Below are 21,039 nucleotides of genomic sequence, written 5' to 3' on the forward strand. Positions count from 1 at the left end.
CCGCGCACACCGTGTCCGCTGTCGTCGGCGAGGATTATCGCATCATGGCGCGCCCCGCCAGGCCTCGGAGGGCCGCCCCGCGCCCACCGGCCGTATCGCCAGCTGGGTCATCCGCTCCAGCGGAATCGGCCGTTCGATCGCATACCCCTGCAGGCCCTCCACGCCCATCTGCGCCAGCTGATCGGCGACCACCGCCGATTCCACCCATTCGGCCACCACCATCATGTGCAGCTCGCGGCCGACCTCGGTGATCGCGCGCACCGCGGCGCGGTTGACCGGATCCAGGTTCATGTCGCGCACGAACACGCCGTCGATCTTGAGCATGTCCGCCGGCAGTTGCCGCAGGTAGCCGAACGAGGACAGCCCCGAGCCGAAATCGTCCAGCGCCATGCGGCAGCCACGCGCTTTCACCGCATCGATGAAGGCGCGCGCCTGGTCCAGGTTGCTGACCGCCGCGGTCTCGGTGATTTCAAAGCACAGCTTGCGCGCCAGGCCGCGGTTGCGTTCAAGCAGATCGGTGACGAAGGCCAGGAAGCTCGGCTCGGCGATCGACTGCGCGGACACGTTGACGTTGCACAGGCCCAGCTGCTGCACATGGCTCGGGCACACCTGCAGGTGCCGGAACAGCAGCGACAGCACATGCCGGTCCAGTGCCATGCCCATGCCGTATCGCTCCACCGCGCCCATGAACTCGGCCGGCCCCTGCAACGCGCCTTCCGGGCTGCGCATGCGCACCAGCACTTCGTAATGCAGGAACTCCGGATCGCCGACCCGCTCGATACGCTGGGCATACAACAGCATGCGGTTCTCGGCCATCGCGCTGGAAACATGGGCCAACCGCTCCGCTTCGCGCCGCCGCTCATCCAGTGCCATGCGGCTCTCGTTGTAGCAGTGCACCCGGTTGCGACCGGCTTCCTTGGCCGCGTAGCAGGCACTATCGGCGGCGCTCATCAACCAGTTCACATCCGGCGCATCCGGGCTGATCTCAACGACCCCGATGCTGCAGCTCACCCGGGGTGCGCCGTCGCCCTGCTGGATGCTGACCTGGCCAAGCGTGCGCACCACCCGCTGCAGCACCTGCTTGGCTTCATCCTGCCCGGCATTGGCCAGGAACAAGGCGAACTCGTCGCCACCCAGGCGGCCGACCCAGTCGCCATCGCGCACCGCCCCCACCAGGTAATCGGCGAAGCTGCGCAGCAGCTGATCGCCAGCAGCATGGCCGAGCCCGTCGTTGACCAGCTTGAAGTAGTCCAGATCGATGTAGCACAGCGAGTGGGTGCCGCCCGCGGCCCGTACCGCCACCAGCGCCTGTTCGAGCAGCCGCTCGATCTCGCGGCGGTTGATCAGCCCGGTCAGCGGGTCGTGACTGGCGTGGTGCTCCACCTCGCGTGCCAGGGCATGGTTCTGCGAAACATCTTCCACCAGCGCGAACACCGCCGGCGCCCGCGCCCGGGTGTGCACCACGGTACCGCTCCAGCGCCCCCACATCAGGTTGCCGTCGGCACGCAGGAAGCGCAGCTCACCGGGGCGCAGCTGCCGCGGCCAGTCGATCCGGCCGTGCTCGTCCAGGACCAGCTCGCCCTCCACCAGCAGATCGGCCAGCGACAGACTGAGCAGCGCTTCGCGGCGTTGGCCGAGGATATCGGCCATTGCCTGGTTGGCCTCCATGATGCCGCCGTCCTCATCCAGCTTGAGCATGCCCACCGTGGCCTGGTAGAACGCGGCCCGGAAGCGGCTCTCCTGTTCGGTCAGGTCATTGCGCACGCGCCGCGCCAGCAGCACGGCGACCAGGGTGATCGCCAGCACCGACAGCCCGCCGACGATGAAGGTCGTCATGCGCACCATCGCCGCGGTGTGCAGCAACGCGCTGGAGAACGCACGCGCCTGGTTCTGCATCCCCACATCCAGCGCCTGCACCCGGCGCAGCAGGGCCTGCTGCGCCGCCGGTGTCAGTGTGCCGGCGGCATGCCCGGCCTGGACCCGGTCGGTGATGGCCACCAGTTGCAGCAGATCGTCATCGGTGTCGCGCCACAGCCGTACCGCATCGCGGAAATACGGCTGATCGCGCAGGTAGCGATACGAGAGAATCAAACGGTTGATGTCGCCACGGGCGTTGCCGCCCTCAATGAAGCCCTGGCGTGCTGCGGCGATGTCCGGGGCGGCCTGCTCGAGGGCACGGCGGGCGGTGAGATCGCCCAGCGGCACCCGCAGCGCCTGCCGGGTTGCGCCCAGGTCAACAGCATCCCCCGAGGCGATGTACCGCGACAGCGCGTGAGTGGCCTGCTGCTGGCCACGCGACCAGTGGCTCTGGCCCATGATCCACGCCGTGGAGGCCGCCTGCAGCTCCTGGATCAACGCGGAAATCCCGACCAGGCCGATGGCCATGCCGGTCAACAACACGAAGCGCAGGGTCAGGCCCCGCATCGAACACGGTATCGCGGTCCTGCCACTCTCCCTGCGACCTCCAGACATCGCCGATCCCCCCGGGGCTGCGGATGTGGAAACTCATTCCATTGGAGCATGGTCCAATCCGCAGGCTAGGGCCAGCACTGTTGAGACGGTGCGAAACCGGTCGACCGGGACGCGGAGGCCGGATACGACGACGCCAGCCCGGAGGCTGGCGTCGCGTTGATCACCCTGGGGCGATCAGAAGTTGCGCGGACCGCGCGGCTTGAAGCCGTCACGACGCGGCGGGCGGTCGTTGCCGCCCGGGCCGCTGCGCGGGCCACCCGGACCGCCCGGACCACGCGGCTTGCCACCGAACTTCGGCTTGAAGGCCGGACGCGCCGACGGGGTCAGGTCTTCACCCGGCTCGACCTTGCGCATCTGAAGCTGCTGGCCCGAGACCCACACCTTCTTCAGGTGGGTCAGCAGGTCCTGCGGCATTTCGGCCGGCAGGTCCAGCACCGAGAAGTCGTCGTGGATGTCGATGCGGCCGATGAAACGGCTTTCCAGGCCGGCTTCGTTGGCGATCGCGCCGACGATGTTGCCCGGCTTCACGCCGTGGACGTGGCCCACTTCGATACGGAAGGTTTCCATGCCCGGCTCGGCGGCACCGCGCGGGGCGATGTCACGGCGCGGGGCGCGCTCGACGCCGCCTTCGCTGTTGCCGAAGTCGCCTTCCGGACGCGGCGGACGCGGGCCACGGTCGTCTTCACGGCGCGGACCACGCTCGAAGCGCGGCTCGAAACGGGCCGGACGCTCGCCACGGTCGTTGCTGCGCTCGTTGCGCTGATGCGGGGCACGCTCTTCACGGGCACCACGGACCGGCGGGGTCAGCAGGAACGGCGAATCACCCTGCAGCAGCTTGGCCAGCGCCGCGGCGATCTCGATCGCCGGCACGTTCTTCTCGCCTTCCAGGCGCTGCAGCAGGTCGCGGTAGAACTCGGTGCCACCGGCATCGAGCACATCGCTGATGCGGCTCATGAACTTGGTGATGCGGGTGTCGTTGACCGCGTCCACGCTCGGCAGCTGCATCTCTTCGATCGGCTGGCGGGTGGCGCGCTCGATGGCCCGCAGCATGCCCTTTTCGCGCGGGGTGGCGAACAGGATCGCATCACCGGTGCGGCCGGCACGGCCGGTACGGCCGATGCGGTGCACGTAGCTTTCGGTGTCGTACGGGATGTCGTAGTTCAGCACGTGGCTGATGCGCTCCACGTCCAGACCACGGGCGGCCACGTCGGTGGCGACCAGGATGTCCAGCTTGCCTTCCTTCAGCATGCCGATGGTGCGCTCGCGCTGGGCCTGCTGCATGTCGCCGTTGATGGCGGCCGCGGCCAGGCCGCGTGCCTGCAGCTTCTCGGCCAGCTCTTCGGTGGCTGCCTTGGTACGCGAGAAGATGATCATCGCGTCGAACGGTTCCACTTCCAGGATGCGGGTCAGCGCGTCCAGCTTGTGCATGCCGCTCACCCACCAGTAACGCTGGCGGATGTTGGCCGAGGTGGTCGTCTTGCTGACGATGGTCACTTCGGCCGGGTTCTTCAGGTAGGTCTGCGCGATGCGGCGGATCTGCGACGGCATGGTGGCCGAGAACAGGGCGACCTGACGGGTCTCCGGCAGCTTCTTCAGCACGGCTTCGACGTCGTCGATGAAGCCCATGCGCAGCATTTCATCGGCTTCGTCCAGCACCAGCGTCTTCAGCTCGGACAGGTCCAGGGTGCCGCGCTCGAGATGATCGATCACGCGGCCCGGGGTGCCGACGATGACGTGCACGCCACGGCGCAGGGCCGACAACTGCTGGCCATAGGGCTGGCCGCCGTACACCGGCAGCACGCGGAAGCCGGGAATGCCGGAGGAATAGGTCTGGAACGCCTCGGCGACCTGGATGGCCAGTTCGCGGGTCGGCGCCAGCACCAGCACCTGCGGCTTGGTCTGGTTGAAATCGAGGTTGGACAGCACCGGCAGCGCGAAGGCGGCGGTCTTGCCGGTACCGGTCTGGGCCTGGCCGAGCACGTCACGGCCTTCCAGCATGGCCGGAATGGTGGCGGCCTGGATCGGCGACGGGGTTTCGTAACCGACAGTGGCGACGGCCTGCATCACAGCGTCGGACAGGCCGAGATCTGCGAACAGCAGCGGCGCGGGGGATTCTTGGGACATGGGAAACTCCGAAACACCGCCGTTTTGGAAGGCAGTGAGATAAAAAAGGGGGATGGTCCGCGCTTTGGGCGCCCTTTCTTATCGCGTGCCCTGGCGCTGCTCGGTCGGAGGAGAATTCACTCACTCAGGGGGCGATGATACCGCATCGTTCCTGAACACCGTATACAGATTCCAGGATGGATGCCGTTGCGCCGCCTGCTGGCGCACAATACGCGCCCTTTCACGGCCCGGTCCCACGTCCGCGCCTCTTCCCAGGATACCCGCTCCATGCAGACCCTCGAATTTGAACTGGACCGCGACTACGTCGAGCTCAAGCAGCTGCTCAAGCTGGCCGACCTGGTCACCAGCGGCGGCGAGGCCAAGACCGTGATCGGCGACGGCCAGGTCCTGGTCGACGGCGAGGTCGAGCTGCGCAAGGCATGCAAGATCCGCGCGGGCCAGCAGGTGCAGTTCGCCGACACCGTCATTCACGTGATCGCCGACAGCGACGCGCCCTGACCCTGTGTGACGACCAACGGTCATCACCTACCGGTGAGGTGGGCCGCGATCAGCTGGCGGAACGGGGCCACCCCGTGCGCCAGCCGCAGTCCGGCCCGGCGCAGCAGCCGCGCCGGCAGACGGTCATCGGTGTACAGCGAAGCGATCGCATTGGTCGCCTCGTAAAGCGGCCGCGAGGCCAGCCGGTGCCCGCGCTCGTAAGCGGCCAGCCCGGCGGGTGCGGCGATGTCGCGTCCCTGCCCGGCGGCCTTGCGCAGGCGCCCGGCCAGGCGATGCTGGCTCTGCAACCCCAGATTGAAGCCATGCGCGGTGACCGGATGCATGCCGACAGCGGCATCGCCGATCAACGCACAGCGATCGCCGGCGAACGCGTTGGCATACACCCCCACGAGGGGATAGGCCACCGGCGTGGCCACCGGCCGCATCGCGCCCAGCCGATGCTCGAAAAAGCCACTGAGGCTGCGGCCGAAATCGGCCTCGTCCTGGGCCATCAAGGCCGCGATCTGCCGCGGCGGCAGCGTGATGACGGCCGAGGCCTGGTCGCCATTGAGCGGCAGCAGGGCCATGGTGCGGCCATAGCCGAACCACTCCCAGGCGGTGTGCTGGTGCGGCACCTCGATCTGCATGCGGCAGACCAGCATCGATTTGCCGAAGTCACGCAGCTGCGCGCCGATCCCCAGCAGGCGGCGGGTGGAGGAGAAGCGGCTGTCGGCAGCCACCACCAGCCGCGCGGCCAGCTGGCGGCCATCGGCCAGGGTCACCACGCTGTGGGCCGGACCCGGGCTCACGGCCGTGACGCTGGCCTGGTCCAGGATCTCCAGACCGGCCTGGCCCTGCACGCTCTGCCAGGCGGCGCGGCGGATCAGATGGTTGGGCACCAGCCAACCGAGGTCGTCACCGGTGCGCTGGTCCGCGGCGAAGGTCAGCGCGAACGGCGATCCGCCGTCCATCACCTTGGCATCGCGCAGTGGGGAAATCTCGGCGGGATCCAGCTGCGCCCACAGGCCCAGCGATACCAGGATCTGGCGGGAGGCATGGGTCAGCGCGATTTCGCGGCCGTCGAACGCGGCCTGCGCCAACGCGGCACGCGGCTGCTGTTCGATCAGGGTGACGCTCAGGCCGGTATCGGCCAGCGCGCGCGCGAAGCACAGCCCGGTCGGGCCGGCGCCCACCACCACCACATCCACTGACTGCATGATCCCATCCTGCCGTTACGTGTCCATCGCAGCTTAACGCCGCAGCGCCGGCGCCGTCCTTGATCTGGATCAGGCGCGCCAGCGCGGGTTCACAGCAGCGCCCACAGCAGCATCACGATGCCCAGCAGCGATACCAGCCACACCAGGCTGCGCACATACGGCACGCCGGCGGCGTACAGCGGCAGATAGATCAGTCGTGCCCAGAAGTACAGTTGCACGGCCACGGCCGTCATCCCGTCCTGGCGCTGGGTCAGCACCACCGCCAGCACCGCCGCGGCGAAGAAGGGGAAGGTTTCCATGAAGTTGCTCTGCGCCCGCTGCAGGCGGCCAGCCAGCGGACTCGGCGCCGGCATCGGCTGATCGCGCGCCGACGCATTCCAGCCGATCCCGCGCTCACGGGTGATCAGGGTGGAAGGCGCAAACACGTGCACGAGGCCGAGCAGCATCGACCACACCAGCATCTGGATCTCGATACTCATCTGTGCAGGCTCCGGCAATCAGGGTGTGGCGGCACGCACGCTGTAACCGGCCAGTCGCCAGATGCGGTCTTCATCGAACCGGAAGGAGACCAGTTCGCGCACCGGTTGGGCACTGTTGGCAAAGCGCGTGGGGAAACTGACGTTGATGTACAGGCCCTCCGGGACGGTCGCGCCGGCGGCGTACTTGACCCGGGTGATCACCGGCTGGCCGCGCGAGGCCAAGGCCCCCAGGCGCTGGCGATCGGCCGTGAGCTGACTGACGAAGGCCTGCTCGGTCACCGATTTCTTCGCCACGGCGGAGGCGCCTTTCCAGGCCTCGCCCGCACGGTTGGCATCGATCAGATGGGCGACCTGCAGTGCGGCCGCGCTCATCTCCGCATCCTGCTTCTGTACCTGCGCCTGCTGCGCCGGGCTGAGTGCCGGGCGTGCCGAAGGAGCGGCGGCCGGCGCGGCAGCGGGCGCGGGGCGCGCCGGGGCCGGTGCAGGCGTGGCCGGCGGCGGAGGCGTCTGGGCCAGCGCGGCGAAAGGCAGCAGAGCGGACAACAGCAGCAGCGGAACACGCATCAGGACACCATTGGCTGGAAGGAACTGCCTGCCAGTCTACGGGATGGACGTGAGTCCTCCGTCAGTTGCGTTCGGCCGCCTCGGGCGGTGCGGGGCGAGCATCGCCGAGGGTCTGCTCCACCGTCTCCGGCCGACCCGGTGCCGTCGTGTCCGGCAGCAGCGTGGAGACATCGATCTCCGACAGCGGGCTCTCGTCCGGGCAGGTCTCATCCGGGAAGCCGAAGCGCTGCTTCAGTGCCTGGCCACAGCTGTTGACGGCCTCCAGTTCACTGCCTTCGCGCTTGCACTCCTGATCGAAAGCGACCAGGAACGCATCCTTGCGGCGGACAAACGCATCGCCGCATTTGCGCATCTGCTTGATCCGTTCCAGGTCATCCTGCACCGCGTTGGTGCCATCCAGCCCGAACTGACGCAGCTCCTCGGCGGTGAGCAGGCGCAGGCTGCGGTTGGGCACCGTCATCATCAGATCCGCCACGCCCACGGCCACGCCGTTGCGCTGCAGGTAATCCTTGACGTTGTCGTAGACCTCGTGGAGCTCGCGGTTGAGCTCGGCGCGCGAGGTGGCCTTGGAGCTGATCCGCATCATGCGGTGGATGCCGACCTTGCCCGATACCAGCCGGTTGTCGCCGGCGGCCAGCACGAACACGCAGGCGCTGTGGCAGACCGAGCCTTCGCGCACCCAGATCGTCCAGTTGGATTCGCCAATGCGATCCCCCGCCACGATGGCGGCTTCGACCTGGCCACCACTCGAATCCAGATCCAGAATGCGGCGGGAAATACGCTGGGCATCGGCGACCACGGCCAGCCGCGCGACCAGCTCGGAGAAACCGGGATTGATCTTGCCCACATAGCGCACGCGCAGCAGGCCACGTTCGGCGCACGGCTGCAGGGCGGCATCGATACTGGGCCTGTCCAATGCCTCCAGCGGCGCACCATCGCCCGCGTCGCCGGCATAGTCGGTATCGCAGCTGATCCACGCCTTGCCGTTTTCCAGGGCTGCTTCCGGCCAGCTCAGGTCACCGCGCTTGGGCGCGGGCGGCGGTGGTGGCGGCGCATCGGCGGCGTTGATCGAGACCATGTGGTCGCCATCGGCGGTCTGTGCCCGCACGGCCTTGTCGGCGGCAGTGACATTGCCCGGGTTTTCCAGCTGGCTGCAACCGGCCAGACCCAGGCACAACAACGGCAACCACCACGACTTGAGCAACATGGACAACCCGGAATCCTTGCGAGGGGGAATGCGCGGCAAAACCAGCGCAGATGCACAGTCTAGTGCGCGACCGGCGCGGCGCGGCAACCTGTCCTGAACCGGGCGACCCGGGGCTGGCATTGGCGTCCGAAAATGGCGAGCCAGCGCTGCTCACCGGGCATAGACTGGCCCCCATGGAGACCGCCCTGCCCCTGGACCACGCCGCCTGCGAAAGCGCCCGCCTTGCCCGCGATGCGCGCTTTGACGGGGTGTTCTTCACTGCCGTGCGCAGTACCGGCATCTACTGCCGACCGGTCTGCCCGGCACCGGCGCCGAAGCCGTCCAACGTCACTTACTATCCCACGGCTGCCGCCGCCGCAGCGGCCGGGTTCCGCCCCTGCCTGCGCTGCCGCCCCGAGTTGGCCCCCGAGGCGCAGGACGCACTCAACAATGAAACGCTGCAGCGCGCGCTCGCCCTGATTCACGATGGCTATCTGCAGGACCAGCCGGTGGCCGATCTGGCCACGCATGTCGGCTTGAGCGCCCGCCAGCTGCAGCGCCTGTTCGTGGCCCGGCTCGGTGCGGCGCCGGCGCAGATCCACGCGACCCGCCGGCTGTTGTTGGCCAAGCAACTGCTCACCGAAACTGCATTGCCGGTCACCGATGTCGCGATGGCCTCGGGCTACAACAGCCTGCGCCGTTTCAACGCGGCCTTTGTGGACGGCTGCGGCATGCCCCCGACCGCGATCCGCCGCCAGCGCGGTGCGCTGACCGAGGGCGCGCTGACCCTGCGCCTGGGCTACCGTCCGCCACTGGATTTCACCGCGATGCTCGGTTTCCTGCGCCGCCGTGCGATTCCCGGCATCGAGCAGATCGACACGGACAGCTACCAGCGCGTGATCGGGCCGTCCGAGCGCCCCTCACTGCTGCGCGTGACCGCCGATCCACGGCGCCCGGAGCTGTTGCTGCACCTGGGCCAGATCGATCCGCGTGCGATTCCGGGCATCGTGCGCCGCGTACGCCGCATCTTCGATCTCGATGCCGACCTGCGCATGGTGCACGCCACGCTCGCGCAGGAACCATTGCTGGCGACGGGTATCGCGCAACGCCCCGGGCTGCGCGTACCCGGGGGCTGGGATGGGTTTGAAGTGGCCGTGCGCGCCGTGCTCGGCCAACAGGTCAGCGTGGCGGCCGCCGCCACACTGGCGCGCAGGGTGGTGGATCGCTTCGGCGCCACCCTCGAAGGTATGCCGGCAGGACTGGACCGTCAGTTCCCCTCGCCGGAAGCGCTGGCCCAGGCACCGCTTGAAACCATCGGGCTGCCGCGTACCCGCGCGGCCACCGTGCGTGCGGTTGCGCAGGCGGTGGTCGATGGCCGGCTCGATTTCCGTGCCGGCCAGTCGCTGGCCGGCTTCGTGGCGCGCTGCGTCGCCTTGCCCGGCATCGGCCCATGGACCGCGCATTACATGGCACTGCGTGCGCTGGCACTGCCCGATGCGTTCCCGGCCGGCGATCTGGTGCTGCAGCAGGTGCTCGGTGGTGATACGCGACTGAGCGAACGCGCCACCGAGGCCCGCTCGCAGCCGTGGCGACCGTGGCGTGCCTACGCCGTTCTGCATCTGTGGCATCTGGCCTCACCGTCTTCGGGAGTTACCTCATGACCCTGCTCTACGACACCTTCGACAGCCCGATCGGCGCGCTCACCGTGGCCGGTGACAGCCAGGGCATCCACCACATCCTGTTCGAGAACAACCGTTACGACGCGAAGGGGCGCGAGCACTGGCAGCGCGATGCCCATGCGTTGCGCGGTGCACGTGGGCAACTGCTGGAGTACCTGCGCGGTGAGCGCGTGCGCTTCGATCTCCCGCTTGCCCCTCACGGCACGCCGTTCCAGCTGCGGGTGTGGAAGGCGCTGGCCGATATTCCGTTCGGCCAGACCTGGAGTTACGTGGCACTGGCGCGGCACATCAACCACCCCACCGCCAGCCGCGCGGTCGGTGCCGCCAATGGCCGCAATCCACTGCCGATCGTGCTGCCCTGCCACCGCGTGATCGGCAGCAGTGGTGCGCTCACCGGATTCGGCGGCGGCCTGGAAACCAAGGCTGCCCTGCTGCAACTGGAAGCACGGCGCGATTCGCTGTTCGCGTAACAGGGCATGCGCCGTGGGGTGGCGTATGCCATCGGTTGTCTTCGACGCGTCACCGCCACGCACTATCATGTCGTCATGATTTCCGTCCGCCTTCCACTGGCGCTTGCCGCCGCTCTCTCGCTGGCCGCCTGCGCCACCGCACCGTCTTCCCCGCCTGTCGCGTCTGCGGCGACCGTCGCCCGGAGCGTCCCGGCGCAGCAGCAGAAGCTGCTGCTGATCTCCATCGACGGCCTGCGCGCGGACATGCTCGACCGCGGCATTACCCCGAACATCAGTCGGCTCGTCCACGAGGGCGTGCGGGCGCAATGGATGACGCCCTCCTATCCCGCGCTGACGTTCCCCAACCACTACACGATCGTGACCGGCCTGCGGCCCAACCATCACGGCATCATCCACAACAGCATGCACGAGGATGCACTGGGTAGATTCCAGCTGCACGTGCGCGAATCGGTGGCCGATTCCCGCTGGTGGGGCGGTGAGCCGATCTGGGTGGGTGCGGAAAAGGCTGGCGTGCGCACGGCCGTGTGGTCCTGGCCGGGGAGTGAGGCGGCGATCCAGGGCATCCGCCCCAGCCAGATGCATGGCTACGATGAGACCGTGACCCTGCCCGATCGCGTGGATCAGGTACTGGGCTGGCTGGACCAGCACGGCCCGCAGGCGCCGCGACTGGTGACGCTGTACATGGAGCAGGTCGACAAGGCCGGCCACAATCACGGCCCGGAATCGCACGAGTACGCCGCCGCGGTGGCCCTGGCCGACGGCGCGGTCGGTCGCCTGCTGGACGGTCTGCAGGCACGCGGTCTGGCCGAGGCCACCAACGTGATCCTGGTCTCCGACCACGGGATGGCCGGCGTGCCGGACGGCCAGGTGGTGGCCACCGAAGACATGATCGATCCCGCCATTGCCGAGGACATCTCGGTCGGCCAGTCGATCGGGTTCGCCCCGTTGCCGGGCAAGCAGGCGCAGGCCGAGCAGATCCTGCTGGGCGCGCATGCCCAGTACGACTGCTGGACGCGCCAGACCCTGCCGGCGCGCTGGAAGTACGGCAGCAACCCGCGCATTCCACCGATCGTCTGCCAGATGCACGAAGGCTGGGATGCCCTGACCCGCGAGCGCATCGCCAAACGCGGGCCGGGCGATCGCGGCTCCCACGGGTATGACAATGCGCTGCCGTCCATGCGCGCGGTGTTCGTGGCGCGTGGCCCGGCGTTCAAACAGGGTGAGCGCCTGCCCCCGTTCGACAACGTGGATGTTTACCCGCTGCTGACCCGCCTGCTGGGGATTCCAGCGGCGCCCAACGACGGCGACGCCGAGCGACTGCTGCCTGCGCTGCGCTGAGCGCGCATCGGCTTCAGTCGGAACGCAGGCAAAAAAAACGCGGCGCAAGCGCCGCGTTTTTCATGACCCGCCTGGCTGGATCAGCCGGCCTTGGCCACCGCTTTCTTGGCAACGGCCTTCTTGGCCGGCGCCTTCGTCACGGTCTTCTTGGCAACCGGCGCAGCTGCGCCCACGGCCGCCTTGCTCACGACGTGCGAACGCGAATTGCCGTAGCTGGCATTGAAGCGCTTGCCCTTGGCGGTCTTGCGGTCACCCTTACCCATGTCGTAACTCCTTAGTCTGAATGCTGCGAAATCTGATTACCCCGTACTGACACGGGTTCGGCGGGGCCGCCCTCTCAGGCGCCCCCGCGCACGATCGGAAAGCCTACCATGCGCGCTCTCAATGAGCACAGCTGGCGTCATGGACGTGGCCGTGGTTCAGGCGCAGATTCACCAGATGGGCCACGCCCACCAGCACACCGCCCAGGGTCATCACCACCGCATGCGGCACCGCCGAGTGGTGCAGCGGGCCGTACAACAGGCCCGCCCACAACGCGGTCAGGCCCGGGATCAGGAAGCCCAGCGCGCGCAGCGCGCCATGCCGGCGCCAGCCCCAGACCAGGCTGAACAGGCCCAGCAGGGTGACGAAGCTCACCAGCGCCAGCTCCACGCCGTCACTCATCCAGACCGACAGGCCCAGTGAGGGCGCAGCGGCCAGCAGCACCGGGAGCACAGCGCAGTGCACGGCGCACAGCAGCGAGCCGGTGGCACCGAAACGATCCAGCAGATGGCGAACACGAGCGAACAAGGGCATGACTTCCAGCAGGGTCGGCGAAGCGTTATGGAATAATATAACATCAATCCTGACGCGCACCCTTGCCTCCCCCTGACTTCCCTTCCCCCGTCCCGTTACGGGATTCGCGCGCCCCACCATTGATATATTGTAACAATTGACCGAAGGCCCCTGCCCTATGCGCTCCAGCTCCGTCCTGCTCAAACACCACACCCTGTCGCTGGCCCTTGCCGCCGCGATGCTGCCCTCGCTGGCCATGGCCGCCGAGGATGCCGGCAACCACCGCGACCGCCACCTGACCGAACTCTCCACCGTGAAGGTCACCGCCTCGCCGCTGCAGGGCGATGCCGAATCGCTGGCCCGCCCGGTTGATGTGCTGGCCGGTGAGCGCCTGGACGAGCAGAAGGCCGGCACCCTCGGCGACACCGTGGCCAAGCTGCCCGGCGTGCAGAGCACCTTCTTCGGCCCCGGGGTCGGCCGCCCGATCATCCGTGGGCAGGAAGGTCCGCGCGTGGCGGTGCTGTCCAACGGCATGGGCAACATGGATGCCTCCACGGTGAGCGCCGACCATGCCACCAGCATCGAGCCGTTCCTGGCCGATCAGATCGAGGTCCTGAAGGGCCCGGCGACCCTGCTGTTCGGCAGCGGCGCGATCGGCGGCGCGGTCAACGTGGTCGACGGCCGCATCGCCCGCGAACTGCCGGACCGTCCGCTCAGCGGCCGCGCAGAGCTGCGCGGCAATTCGGTCAACGACGAGCGCAGCGGCATGTTCCGCCTGGACGGTGTCAGCGGCAACGTCGTGCTGCATGTGGACGGCCTGGTCCGCAACGGCGATGACTACCGCATTCCCGGCTACGCGGTGATCGATGGCCTGGAAGATCACAGCGGCCACGACCATGAGGAAGGCGACACCGACGAACCACGCCGCGGCCGTCTGGACAACAGTTCGATCCGCACCCGCGCCGGCGGCGTCGGTGCCACCTGGCTGGGCGATGACGGCTACTTCGGTGTGTCCGCCAGCACCTACCGCACCAACTACGGCATTCCCAACGGCGCGCACGTGCATGCCGACGACGACCATGATCATGACCACGATCACGACCATGGCGATGAGGAAGAAGGTGACGAGCATGACGTCCGCATCGACATGGTGCAGAACCGCTTCGAAGCCAAGGGCGGCATCTACCAGCCGACCTCGTTCCTGAAGAACATCACCCTGCGTACCGCCTACACCGACTACGAGCACACCGAACTCGAAGCCGGCACGCCGGCCACGCGCTTCACCAACCGCGGCATCGAAGGCCGCCTGGAAGCCGTGCAGGAACAGATCGGTGGCTGGGACGGCGCGTTCGGCCTGCAGTTCGGCAACAGCGACTTCGGCGCCAAGGGCGAAGAAGCTTTCGTGCCGGATACCGCGACGAAGAACATCGGCCTGTTCGTGCTGCAGGAAAAGCAGTTCGGCGCGTTCAAGCTGGAGCTCGGCGGCCGCCATGACCAGGTCAAGCTGGACCCGACCGGTGATTACCGCGCCCGCACGTTCGACGCCACCAATCTCTCCGCCGCCGGCATCTGGACCCTCAACGACGCCGTCGACCTGCGCTTCGGCATCGACAGCTCCGAGCGCGCCCCGACCAACGAAGAGCTCTACGCCGCCGGCGCGCACATCGCCACCCGCTCGCTGGAAATCGGCGATGCGAACCTGAAGACCGAACGCGGCCAGCGCGTCGAACTGGGCATCCACACCCACAGCGACCGTGTCGACTTCTCCGCCTCCATCTACCAGACCAAGTTCAAGGACTTCATCTACCTGGCCGACACCGGCGTGGTCGAATCGCTGCCGGTCCGCCTGTGGACGCAGCAGGACGCCACCTTCAAGGGGGCTGAAGCCGAAGCGCTGCTCCATCTCTTCGAAGGCAACACTGGCGACTGGGACCTGCGCGTTTTCGGCGACTACGTCAAAGCAGAACTGGATGGCAGCGGCAGCCGCAGCGTCGACATCGCCGTCCCGCACGGTGATCACAACCACAACTACACCGTGGATCTGGCCAACACCGGCTACCTCCCGCGCATCGCCCCGGGCCGTGTCGGCGCGGACCTGCGCTGGGCCAAGGATGGCTGGCGCGCCTCGGTCGGTGCCGTGCGCTACAGCAGCCAGAAGGACGTCGCCCAGAATGAAGAGCCGAGCAACGGCTACACCCTGGTCGATGCCCACTTCGCCTACCGCTGGGACCGTACCGACAGCAACAGCTACGAAGTCTTCCTGGACGGCAGCAACCTGACCAACCGCGAGGTCCGTCCGCACACCTCCCTGCTGCGCGACTACTCCCCGCTGCCGGGCCGCGGCGTGGCATTCGGGATCCGCGCTTACTTCTGATCGATTCACTGGGTGGTTGCTTGACCCGAGGGGGCCGAAAGGCCCCCTTTTTTGATGCTTGACCAACTACGTGCATATGCACGTATCATCCAGCACCCACCCCGGCGCACGCCCATGGACCCGCTGACCCAGAGCCCCTGCACCTGCTTCCGCCTGCGCCGCGCCGCACGCCGGCTCTCGCAGATCTATGACGCCCACCTCGCCCCCGCCGGGCTCAGCCTCAACGCGTACTCCATCCTGCGTCGCGCCCCCACACCGCGCCAGCTGGGCGACCTGGCCGAGGCGCTTGGCATGGACCGCACCACGCTCACCCGCAACCTCAAGCCCCTGCTCAGCGCCGGCTGGCTCGAACAACGCCGCGGTGATGACGCCCGGCAACGCCTGATCGTCATCACCGCTGCCGGCAAGGCCTGCCTTCGCCGCGCGCGTCCCCTGTGGCAACAGGCGCAACACGACGTGGAAACCACCTTCGGGCCCACTCCGACCGCCCGGCTCAACGCCCTGCTCGACCAACTCGACCACGCCCTGCCCACCGGAGCCGACGCATGAGCACGTCAACCCCTGCGACCCGCGCACCCTCCATGCATTGGGGCCTGCTGGTCGCGGCCTCCGCCATCCTCATGGTCACCATGGGCGTGCGCCAGACTTCCGGCCTCTACGTCGACCCCATCCACCGCGGCACCGGCGTCAGCATCGTCGAAATCAGCTTTGCACTGGCCATCGGCCAGTTCGTCTGGGGCGCGGTGCAACCCGTGTTCGGGGCCATCGCCGACCAGCGCGGCGCATTGCCTGTGCTCATCTTCGGTGCCCTGCTGCTGGCGGCCGGGCTGCTGCTGGCACCGCTGCTGACCAGCCCGCTGGGCATGACCTTCACCCTCGGCCTGCTGATGGCCGCCGGTGCCGGCGCCGGTAGCTTCTCGGTCCTGATCGGCGCCACCGCCCATCGCCTGCCAGCGGAAAAGCGGTCGTTCGCCGCCGGCCTCATCAATGCCGGCGGCTCGCTGGGCCAGTTCGTGTTCGCGCCGCTCGTCCAATGGATCATCGGCACCGCCGGCTGGGCGCGGGCCATGATCACCATGGCGGTGATCACCCTGCTCTCGGTGCCCTTGGCCTGGCCACTGCGACGTCGTGCCGGCGACCATGCGCCCACCGCCGGCGCCACCGATGAAGGCGGGCTGCGCGCGCAGTTGCGCGTCGCGGTGCGCGATCGCAGCTACTGGTATCTCCATCTGGGCTTCTTCACCTGTGGTCTGCACATCGCCTTCCTGGTCACCCATCTCCCCGGCGAGATCGCGCTGTGTGGCCTCTCGCCCACCGTCGCCTCATCCTCCATCGCGCTGATCGGGCTGTTCAACGTCGCCGGCAGTCTGATCGTCGGCGCCCTCGGCCAGCGCTACCGCATGAAGTACCTGCTGTTCTGGATGTACGCCAGCCGCGCCGTGATGATCGGGGTCTACCTCGTTGCGCCGCCCACCCCACTCACCTTCTACGTCTTCTCCGCCGCGCTCGGCTTCACCTGGTTGGCGACCGTTCCGCCCACCGCCGGCCTGGTCGGCAAGCTGTTCGGCCCGCGCTACCTCGGCACCCTGTTCGGCCTGACCCTGCTCTCGCACCAGTTGGGCGGTTTCTTTGGTGCATGGCTCGGCGGCCTGGCGCTGGCGCACACCGGCAACTACCTGTGGATGTGGTACGCCGACATGGGCCTGGCCGTGCTCGCCGCGTTGATCAATCTACCCATCCGCGAAGCCCGCATGGGCGGCTGTCACGGCGTGCCCGCGCCGCGCTGAGCTCACCCGCCCTCGACATTGCCCAGCGCGCGCCAACCCGCGCGTGCCAAAACCGACGCCCCCCCTTCCGCGCCGGACAGTTGTGTCCGATGATGCGCGCATGCCTACCCAACGTGCCGACGCGGCCGCCCGCCGTGCCCAGATCCTCGACGCTGCCGATGCCGTGTTCGGCCAGCACGGCGTGACCGCCCCGTTGGACCTGGTGGTCGAGCGTGCCCAGGTCGGCCGGGCCACGCTGTACCGCAACTTCCCTGACCGTGCCGCCCTGGTGGAGGCGCTGCTGCAGCGCACCGTCAACCGCATCGCGCGCCAGGTGCAGACCCTCGGCGACCGCGACGATGCACTGTTCGAAGTGCTGGAAGGGATGGCGAACCGGATCGTCCAATCGCCGGCATTATCGGACTACTGGCGCGCGGTGGATCCGGATCAGATCCCGATCCGGGCCGCGCGCGAAACGATCTTCGAACTGCTGCGCGAACCGATTGCCCGTGCGGTGGCCGCAGGTCTGTGCCGCCCCGATCTGGAAACGACGGACATTTCACTCATCTCAGGCATGCTGGGAGCCGCGCTGCGTGGCAAGACGCGTGACGAACGCGCCCGGCTGGCCACGCGCGCCCTGCAATTGCTGCGTGGCGGATTGCGGGGGCCTGCCGACGGGGAGGGATGATGACGCAGTACCTCAAGCCGGTTCCGGACTGGGAGGAGCACGAAAAACCGACCCTGCCGGGCTCGGCTTCGATGCCGTGGCATCCGCCGCACCGCCGCCTCGCCTATGCGCTGGTGGCGCTGCTGGTCGGGATCACCGGCGGCCTGGGCAATGCGCTGGTCAGCGCCAACCTGCCGTTCCTGCAGGGCCAGCTCGGGCTCACCCCGGCGCAGGGCAGCTGGCTGGTGGCCGCGTATGCAATGGTCAACGTCACCGCCAACCTGCTCGCCTTCAAGTTCCGCCAGCAATACGGCATCCGCCTGTTCGCCGAGATCGGGCTGGGCCTGTATGCCGCGCTGGCGGTACTGCATCTGTTCGTCGGCACCTTCGAAACCACCGTGCTGATGCGCGCGGCCAGCGGCTTCGCCGGTGCGGCCTGCAGCACCTTGGGCACGCTGTACATGCTGCAATCGCTGCCGCGCAAATACACCGGCAATCTGCTGGTGATCGGCGTGGGCATCTCACAGCTTGCGGTGCCGATCGCGTGGCTGGTCTCGCCCGGCCTGGTGGACACCGGGCAGTGGCACAACCTGTATCTGTTCGAGGCCGGGCTGGCACTGTGCGCGTTCGCCGCCGTGGTGGTGCTCAAGCTCCCGCCGGGGGCACAGATCAAGGCGTTTGAACCGCTCGACTTCCTCACCTTCGCGCTGCTCGCTCCCGCCGTCGGCCTGCTGGTCGTCGTGCTGGCGCAGGGCTACACCCGCTGGTGGCTGGATACGCCGTGGCTGGGCTGGGCACTGGTCGCCTCGATCGCGCTGTCCACCACCGCCTTCATCATCGAGCACTACCGCCGCAACCCGCTGCTGCAGACGCGCTGGCTGGCCAGCCTGCCGGTGATGCACTTCATCATCGGTGCGTTCCTGATCCGCTTCCTGACCACCGAGCAGTCCTATGGCGTGGTCGGCCTGATGCGCACGCTCGGCATGGGCCCGGACCAGATGCGTCCGTTGTTCGCGGTGATCCTGGCCGGCGTGATCACCGGCATGGCCGCCAGCTCGCTCACCTTCGGCCCGAAGCGACTCATTCCGCAGTTGTTGATGGCCATCCTGCTGCTGGGCAGCGCGGCCCTGCTCGACCAGAGCCGTACCAGCCTGGATCGCCCGCACGACTTCTTCGCCAGCCAGTTCCTGGCGTCCGTCGGCGCCGGCATGTTCATGGGGCCGCTGATCATGCTTGGCATCACCCAGGCGTTGAAGCAGGGCGTTGACCACATGATCACCTTCCTGGTCACGCTCTCCATCACCCAGACCCTGGGTGGCCTGGCCGGCTCGGCCGTGCTGGGCACCTACCAGCTGCACCGCGAGCAGGTGTATTCCGGTGCGCTGGTCAGCCAACTGGATCCGGCCGACAACGTGGTTGCCCAGCGCTTGAAACAGCAACAGCAGCTCTACGCCAGGCTGATCACCGACCCGGTGCAGCGCAGCGCGCAGGGCACCGCGCAACTGGCGCAGATCACCCGCCGCGAAGCCAACGTGCGCGCGTTCAATGACGTGTTCGCGCTCAGCGGCCGCGTCGCGCTGGTCTTCCTTGGCTGGTTGCTGCTGCTGGCGGTGCGCACCGCCGTGCTCAAGCAATGGCGCAAACGCCACGCGCCGACACCTCCCCTTTCCGCGCCGACGCCTGGCAGCGTCGCGCCCCGATGAGCCCGCCCATGTCGACCCAACCCCCGCACGACGATACCGCCCCGGAGAACGTCAACCCACCGCCGCCGACCGATGCTGCGCCCGCCCCTGCGCCGCCGCCCGCGGCGGCCCCCTCGGGCGTGCCCAAGTACCTCAAGCCGAGCCTGCGTGCTGTGATCATCATGATCGTGATCGCCCTGATCGGCATCGCGCTGATCCTGCGCGCCTGGTCACTGTGGCCGTTCGAGACGTCCCGGGTGACCACCGACAACGCCTACGTGCGCGGCCAGATCACCGTGCTCGCGCCGCAGGTCAACGGCTATGTGACCGAGGTGCTGGTCAAGGACTTCCAGCACGTCAAACAAGGCGAGCCGCTGCTGCGCATCGACGACCGCATCTACCGCGAGAAAGTCGTCCAGGCCGAAGCCGATCTGGACAGCGCCAAGGCCGCGCTGGCCAACTCCGATCAATCCCAGGCACAGAACCGCGCGCAGATCCAGGCCGCGCAGGCCAACCTGTCTGCCGGCCAGGCCGAGCTCTCGCGCTCGCGTACCGAACTCAAGCGCTACGAAGAACTCGCCGACCAGCAACTGGTCGCCCTCAACGACCGTGACAAGTTCCGCACCACCACGCAATCGGCGCAGGCCAGCGTGCTGCAGTCGCAGGCCCAGATCCGCATCGCCGAGGAAACCCTGACCTCCACCCAGGTTGCCCGCAAAGGCCTGGAAGCCCGCGTCGAGACGGCCCAGGCCCAGCTGGAACTGGCGAAGATCGATCTCGCCAACACGGTGATCCAGGCGCCGCGCGACGGTCAGGTCAGCGAAGCCTCGGTGCGCCTGGGCCAATACGTCACCGCCGGCTCGCAGCTGCTGTTCCTGGTGCCCGATGCCTTGTGGGTGGTCGCCAATTTCAAGGAAGGCCAGACCTGGAAGATGCGCATCGGCCAACCGGCCACCTTCTCCGTGGATGCCTTCGATGGCCAGAAGCTGCACGGCCACATCGAACAGATCGCCCCGGCCACCGGCTCGGAGTTCAGTGTCCTGCGTCCGGACAACGCCAGCGGCAACTTCACCAAGGTCGTCCAGCGCCTGCCGATCCGCATTTCCATCGACCCCGATCAGCCGCTGGCACCGCGCCTGCGTCCGGGCATGTCGGTGATCGTCAAAGTGGATACCGCTGCGGAAGGGCGCGAGCCGACCGATGCGACGCCTTGAAACGAAAAAGCCGCGCAGATGCGCGGCTTTTCAACATCAACAGCGTACCGACCAACGGTCGGTACCTACCCCGCACAGCGCGCGCACAGGCCATGCACTTCCAGCGTCTGCGCCTGCGGCTGGAAACCGAGCTCCTTCGCCCGCTTCTCCAGCTGGCTGACAATCTCCTTGTCCTCCAGCTCCACCGCACTGTGGCAACTGTTGCAGATCAGGAACGGCACCGAATGCTGCGCACTGCTCGGATGGTGGCACGCCACGAACGCATTCACCGATTCCAGCTTGTGCACGAAGCCATTGGCCATCAGGAAATCCAGCGCGCGGTACACCGTCGGCGGGGCGTCGGCACCGACGCCCTTGCCGTTGCGCACCCACTCCAGCAATTCGTACGCCTTCACCGGCTTGCCGGCCTCGGCAATCAGGCGCAGCACGTTCGCGCGGATCGGCGTCAGCCGCAGCCCGCGTTCCGAGCACACGCGCTCGACCACCTTCACGAAGTCGGAGGCGTCGTGAACGTGATGGTGCGGAGCGGTACAAGCGGTTTTTGCGGACATGCGCG

At 67.9% G+C, this 21,039-nt stretch carries 19 protein-coding genes; 10 read left to right on the forward strand and 9 right to left on the reverse strand.

Annotation, left to right across the window (positions count from 1 at the left end; genetic code table 11):
* Window positions 1–42: 42 nt before the first annotated feature.
* Both ABE422_RS14130 and ABE422_RS14135 read right to left on the reverse strand, forming a co-directional pair.
* Entirely contained in the window at window positions 43–2,424 is a 2,382-nt protein-coding gene (locus ABE422_RS14130; protein ID WP_346483191.1) for an EAL domain-containing protein, read from the reverse strand.
* A gap of 222 nt (window positions 2,425–2,646) precedes the next feature.
* Window positions 2,647–4,596: a DEAD/DEAH box helicase gene (locus ABE422_RS14135; protein ID WP_346464416.1), complete on the reverse strand. Its 1,950-nt coding sequence runs from the start codon at window positions 4,594–4,596 to the stop codon at window positions 2,647–2,649.
* 267 nt (window positions 4,597–4,863) lie between these two features.
* Between ABE422_RS14135 and ABE422_RS14140 the strand changes: the two genes are divergently transcribed.
* Window positions 4,864–5,094 carry an RNA-binding S4 domain-containing protein gene (locus tag ABE422_RS14140; RefSeq protein ID WP_019184435.1) on the forward strand — a complete coding sequence of 77 codons (231 nt, stop codon included), beginning with the start codon at window positions 4,864–4,866 and terminating at the stop codon, window positions 5,092–5,094.
* Window positions 5,095–5,117: 23 nt separating this feature from the next.
* On the opposite strand, the gene ubiM is transcribed toward ABE422_RS14140, so the two are convergent.
* The 4 genes from ubiM to ABE422_RS14160 form a co-directional block, all read right to left on the reverse strand.
* Window positions 5,118–6,290, reverse strand: coding sequence for a 5-demethoxyubiquinol-8 5-hydroxylase UbiM (ubiM, locus tag ABE422_RS14145; RefSeq protein WP_313217693.1), 1,173 nt, complete (start codon window positions 6,288–6,290; stop codon window positions 5,118–5,120).
* A gap of 89 nt (window positions 6,291–6,379) precedes the next feature.
* A complete protein-coding gene (locus ABE422_RS14150; protein WP_313210793.1) occupies window positions 6,380–6,769 on the reverse strand; it encodes an MAPEG family protein in 390 nt (129 codons plus the stop codon).
* 18 nt (window positions 6,770–6,787) lie between these two features.
* Complete coding sequence (locus ABE422_RS14155) at window positions 6,788–7,333, reverse strand: DUF4019 domain-containing protein (RefSeq protein WP_313210791.1); 546 nt, start codon at window positions 7,331–7,333, stop codon at window positions 6,788–6,790.
* 61 nt (window positions 7,334–7,394) lie between these two features.
* Entirely contained in the window at window positions 7,395–8,537 is a 1,143-nt protein-coding gene (locus ABE422_RS14160; protein ID WP_346466592.1) for a hypothetical protein, read from the reverse strand.
* Window positions 8,538–8,713: 176 nt separating this feature from the next.
* Between ABE422_RS14160 and ABE422_RS14165 the strand changes: the two genes are divergently transcribed.
* The 3 genes from ABE422_RS14165 to ABE422_RS14175 all read left to right on the forward strand — a co-directional run bounded on the left by ABE422_RS14165 (window position 8,714) and on the right by ABE422_RS14175 (window position 12,006).
* Window positions 8,714–10,180 (forward strand): AlkA N-terminal domain-containing protein, encoded by a 1,467-nt coding sequence (locus ABE422_RS14165; RefSeq protein WP_346483192.1) that lies wholly within the window; start codon window positions 8,714–8,716, stop codon window positions 10,178–10,180.
* Window positions 10,177–10,668, forward strand: coding sequence for a methylated-DNA--[protein]-cysteine S-methyltransferase (locus tag ABE422_RS14170; protein WP_313210785.1), 492 nt, complete (start codon window positions 10,177–10,179; stop codon window positions 10,666–10,668). Before ABE422_RS14165 ends, ABE422_RS14170 begins: the two co-directional genes overlap by 4 nt.
* A 75-nt stretch (window positions 10,669–10,743) precedes the next feature.
* On the forward strand, window positions 10,744–12,006 hold the full coding sequence (locus tag ABE422_RS14175) for an ectonucleotide pyrophosphatase/phosphodiesterase (protein WP_313210783.1): 1,263 nt from the start codon (window positions 10,744–10,746) through the stop codon (window positions 12,004–12,006).
* Between the two features lie 80 nt (window positions 12,007–12,086).
* On the opposite strand, the gene ABE422_RS14180 is transcribed toward ABE422_RS14175, so the two are convergent.
* Window positions 12,087–12,269 (reverse strand): 30S ribosomal protein THX, encoded by a 183-nt coding sequence (locus ABE422_RS14180; protein ID WP_019184443.1) that lies wholly within the window; start codon window positions 12,267–12,269, stop codon window positions 12,087–12,089.
* Window positions 12,270–12,387: 118 nt separating this feature from the next.
* The gene (locus tag ABE422_RS14185; protein WP_121041406.1) at window positions 12,388–12,801 is read right to left on the reverse strand and encodes a MerC domain-containing protein; all 414 of its coding nucleotides are present in this window, start codon (window positions 12,799–12,801) and stop codon (window positions 12,388–12,390) included.
* A 157-nt stretch (window positions 12,802–12,958) separates the two neighbouring features.
* Between ABE422_RS14185 and ABE422_RS14190 the strand changes: the two genes are divergently transcribed.
* The 6 genes from ABE422_RS14190 to ABE422_RS14215 all read left to right on the forward strand — a co-directional run bounded on the left by ABE422_RS14190 (window position 12,959) and on the right by ABE422_RS14215 (window position 20,483).
* Entirely contained in the window at window positions 12,959–15,154 is a 2,196-nt protein-coding gene (locus tag ABE422_RS14190; protein WP_346483193.1) for a TonB-dependent receptor, read from the forward strand.
* Between the two features lie 114 nt (window positions 15,155–15,268).
* On the forward strand, window positions 15,269–15,703 hold the full coding sequence (locus ABE422_RS14195) for a MarR family winged helix-turn-helix transcriptional regulator (protein WP_313217685.1): 435 nt from the start codon (window positions 15,269–15,271) through the stop codon (window positions 15,701–15,703).
* The gene (locus tag ABE422_RS14200; RefSeq protein ID WP_346483194.1) at window positions 15,700–16,941 is read left to right on the forward strand and encodes an MFS transporter; all 1,242 of its coding nucleotides are present in this window, start codon (window positions 15,700–15,702) and stop codon (window positions 16,939–16,941) included. The genes ABE422_RS14195 and ABE422_RS14200 overlap by 4 nt, the downstream gene beginning before the upstream one ends.
* A 100-nt stretch (window positions 16,942–17,041) precedes the next feature.
* Complete coding sequence (locus tag ABE422_RS14205; protein WP_313210773.1) at window positions 17,042–17,608, forward strand: TetR/AcrR family transcriptional regulator; 567 nt, start codon at window positions 17,042–17,044, stop codon at window positions 17,606–17,608.
* The gene (locus ABE422_RS14210; RefSeq protein WP_346483195.1) at window positions 17,605–19,290 is read left to right on the forward strand and encodes an MFS transporter; all 1,686 of its coding nucleotides are present in this window, start codon (window positions 17,605–17,607) and stop codon (window positions 19,288–19,290) included. Before ABE422_RS14205 ends, ABE422_RS14210 begins: the two co-directional genes overlap by 4 nt.
* 8 nt (window positions 19,291–19,298) lie before the next feature.
* Window positions 19,299–20,483: an HlyD family secretion protein gene (locus ABE422_RS14215; RefSeq protein WP_313217679.1), complete on the forward strand. Its 1,185-nt coding sequence runs from the start codon at window positions 19,299–19,301 to the stop codon at window positions 20,481–20,483.
* Window positions 20,484–20,548: 65 nt separating this feature from the next.
* On the opposite strand, the gene ABE422_RS14220 is transcribed toward ABE422_RS14215, so the two are convergent.
* Window positions 20,549–21,034: a Fur family transcriptional regulator gene (locus tag ABE422_RS14220; RefSeq protein ID WP_019184450.1), complete on the reverse strand. Its 486-nt coding sequence runs from the start codon at window positions 21,032–21,034 to the stop codon at window positions 20,549–20,551.
* Window positions 21,035–21,039: the final 5 nt, after the last annotated feature.

The organism is Stenotrophomonas sp. TWI1151, from assembly GCF_039673135.1.
Taxonomy (GTDB): Bacteria; Pseudomonadota; Gammaproteobacteria; order Xanthomonadales; family Xanthomonadaceae; genus Stenotrophomonas.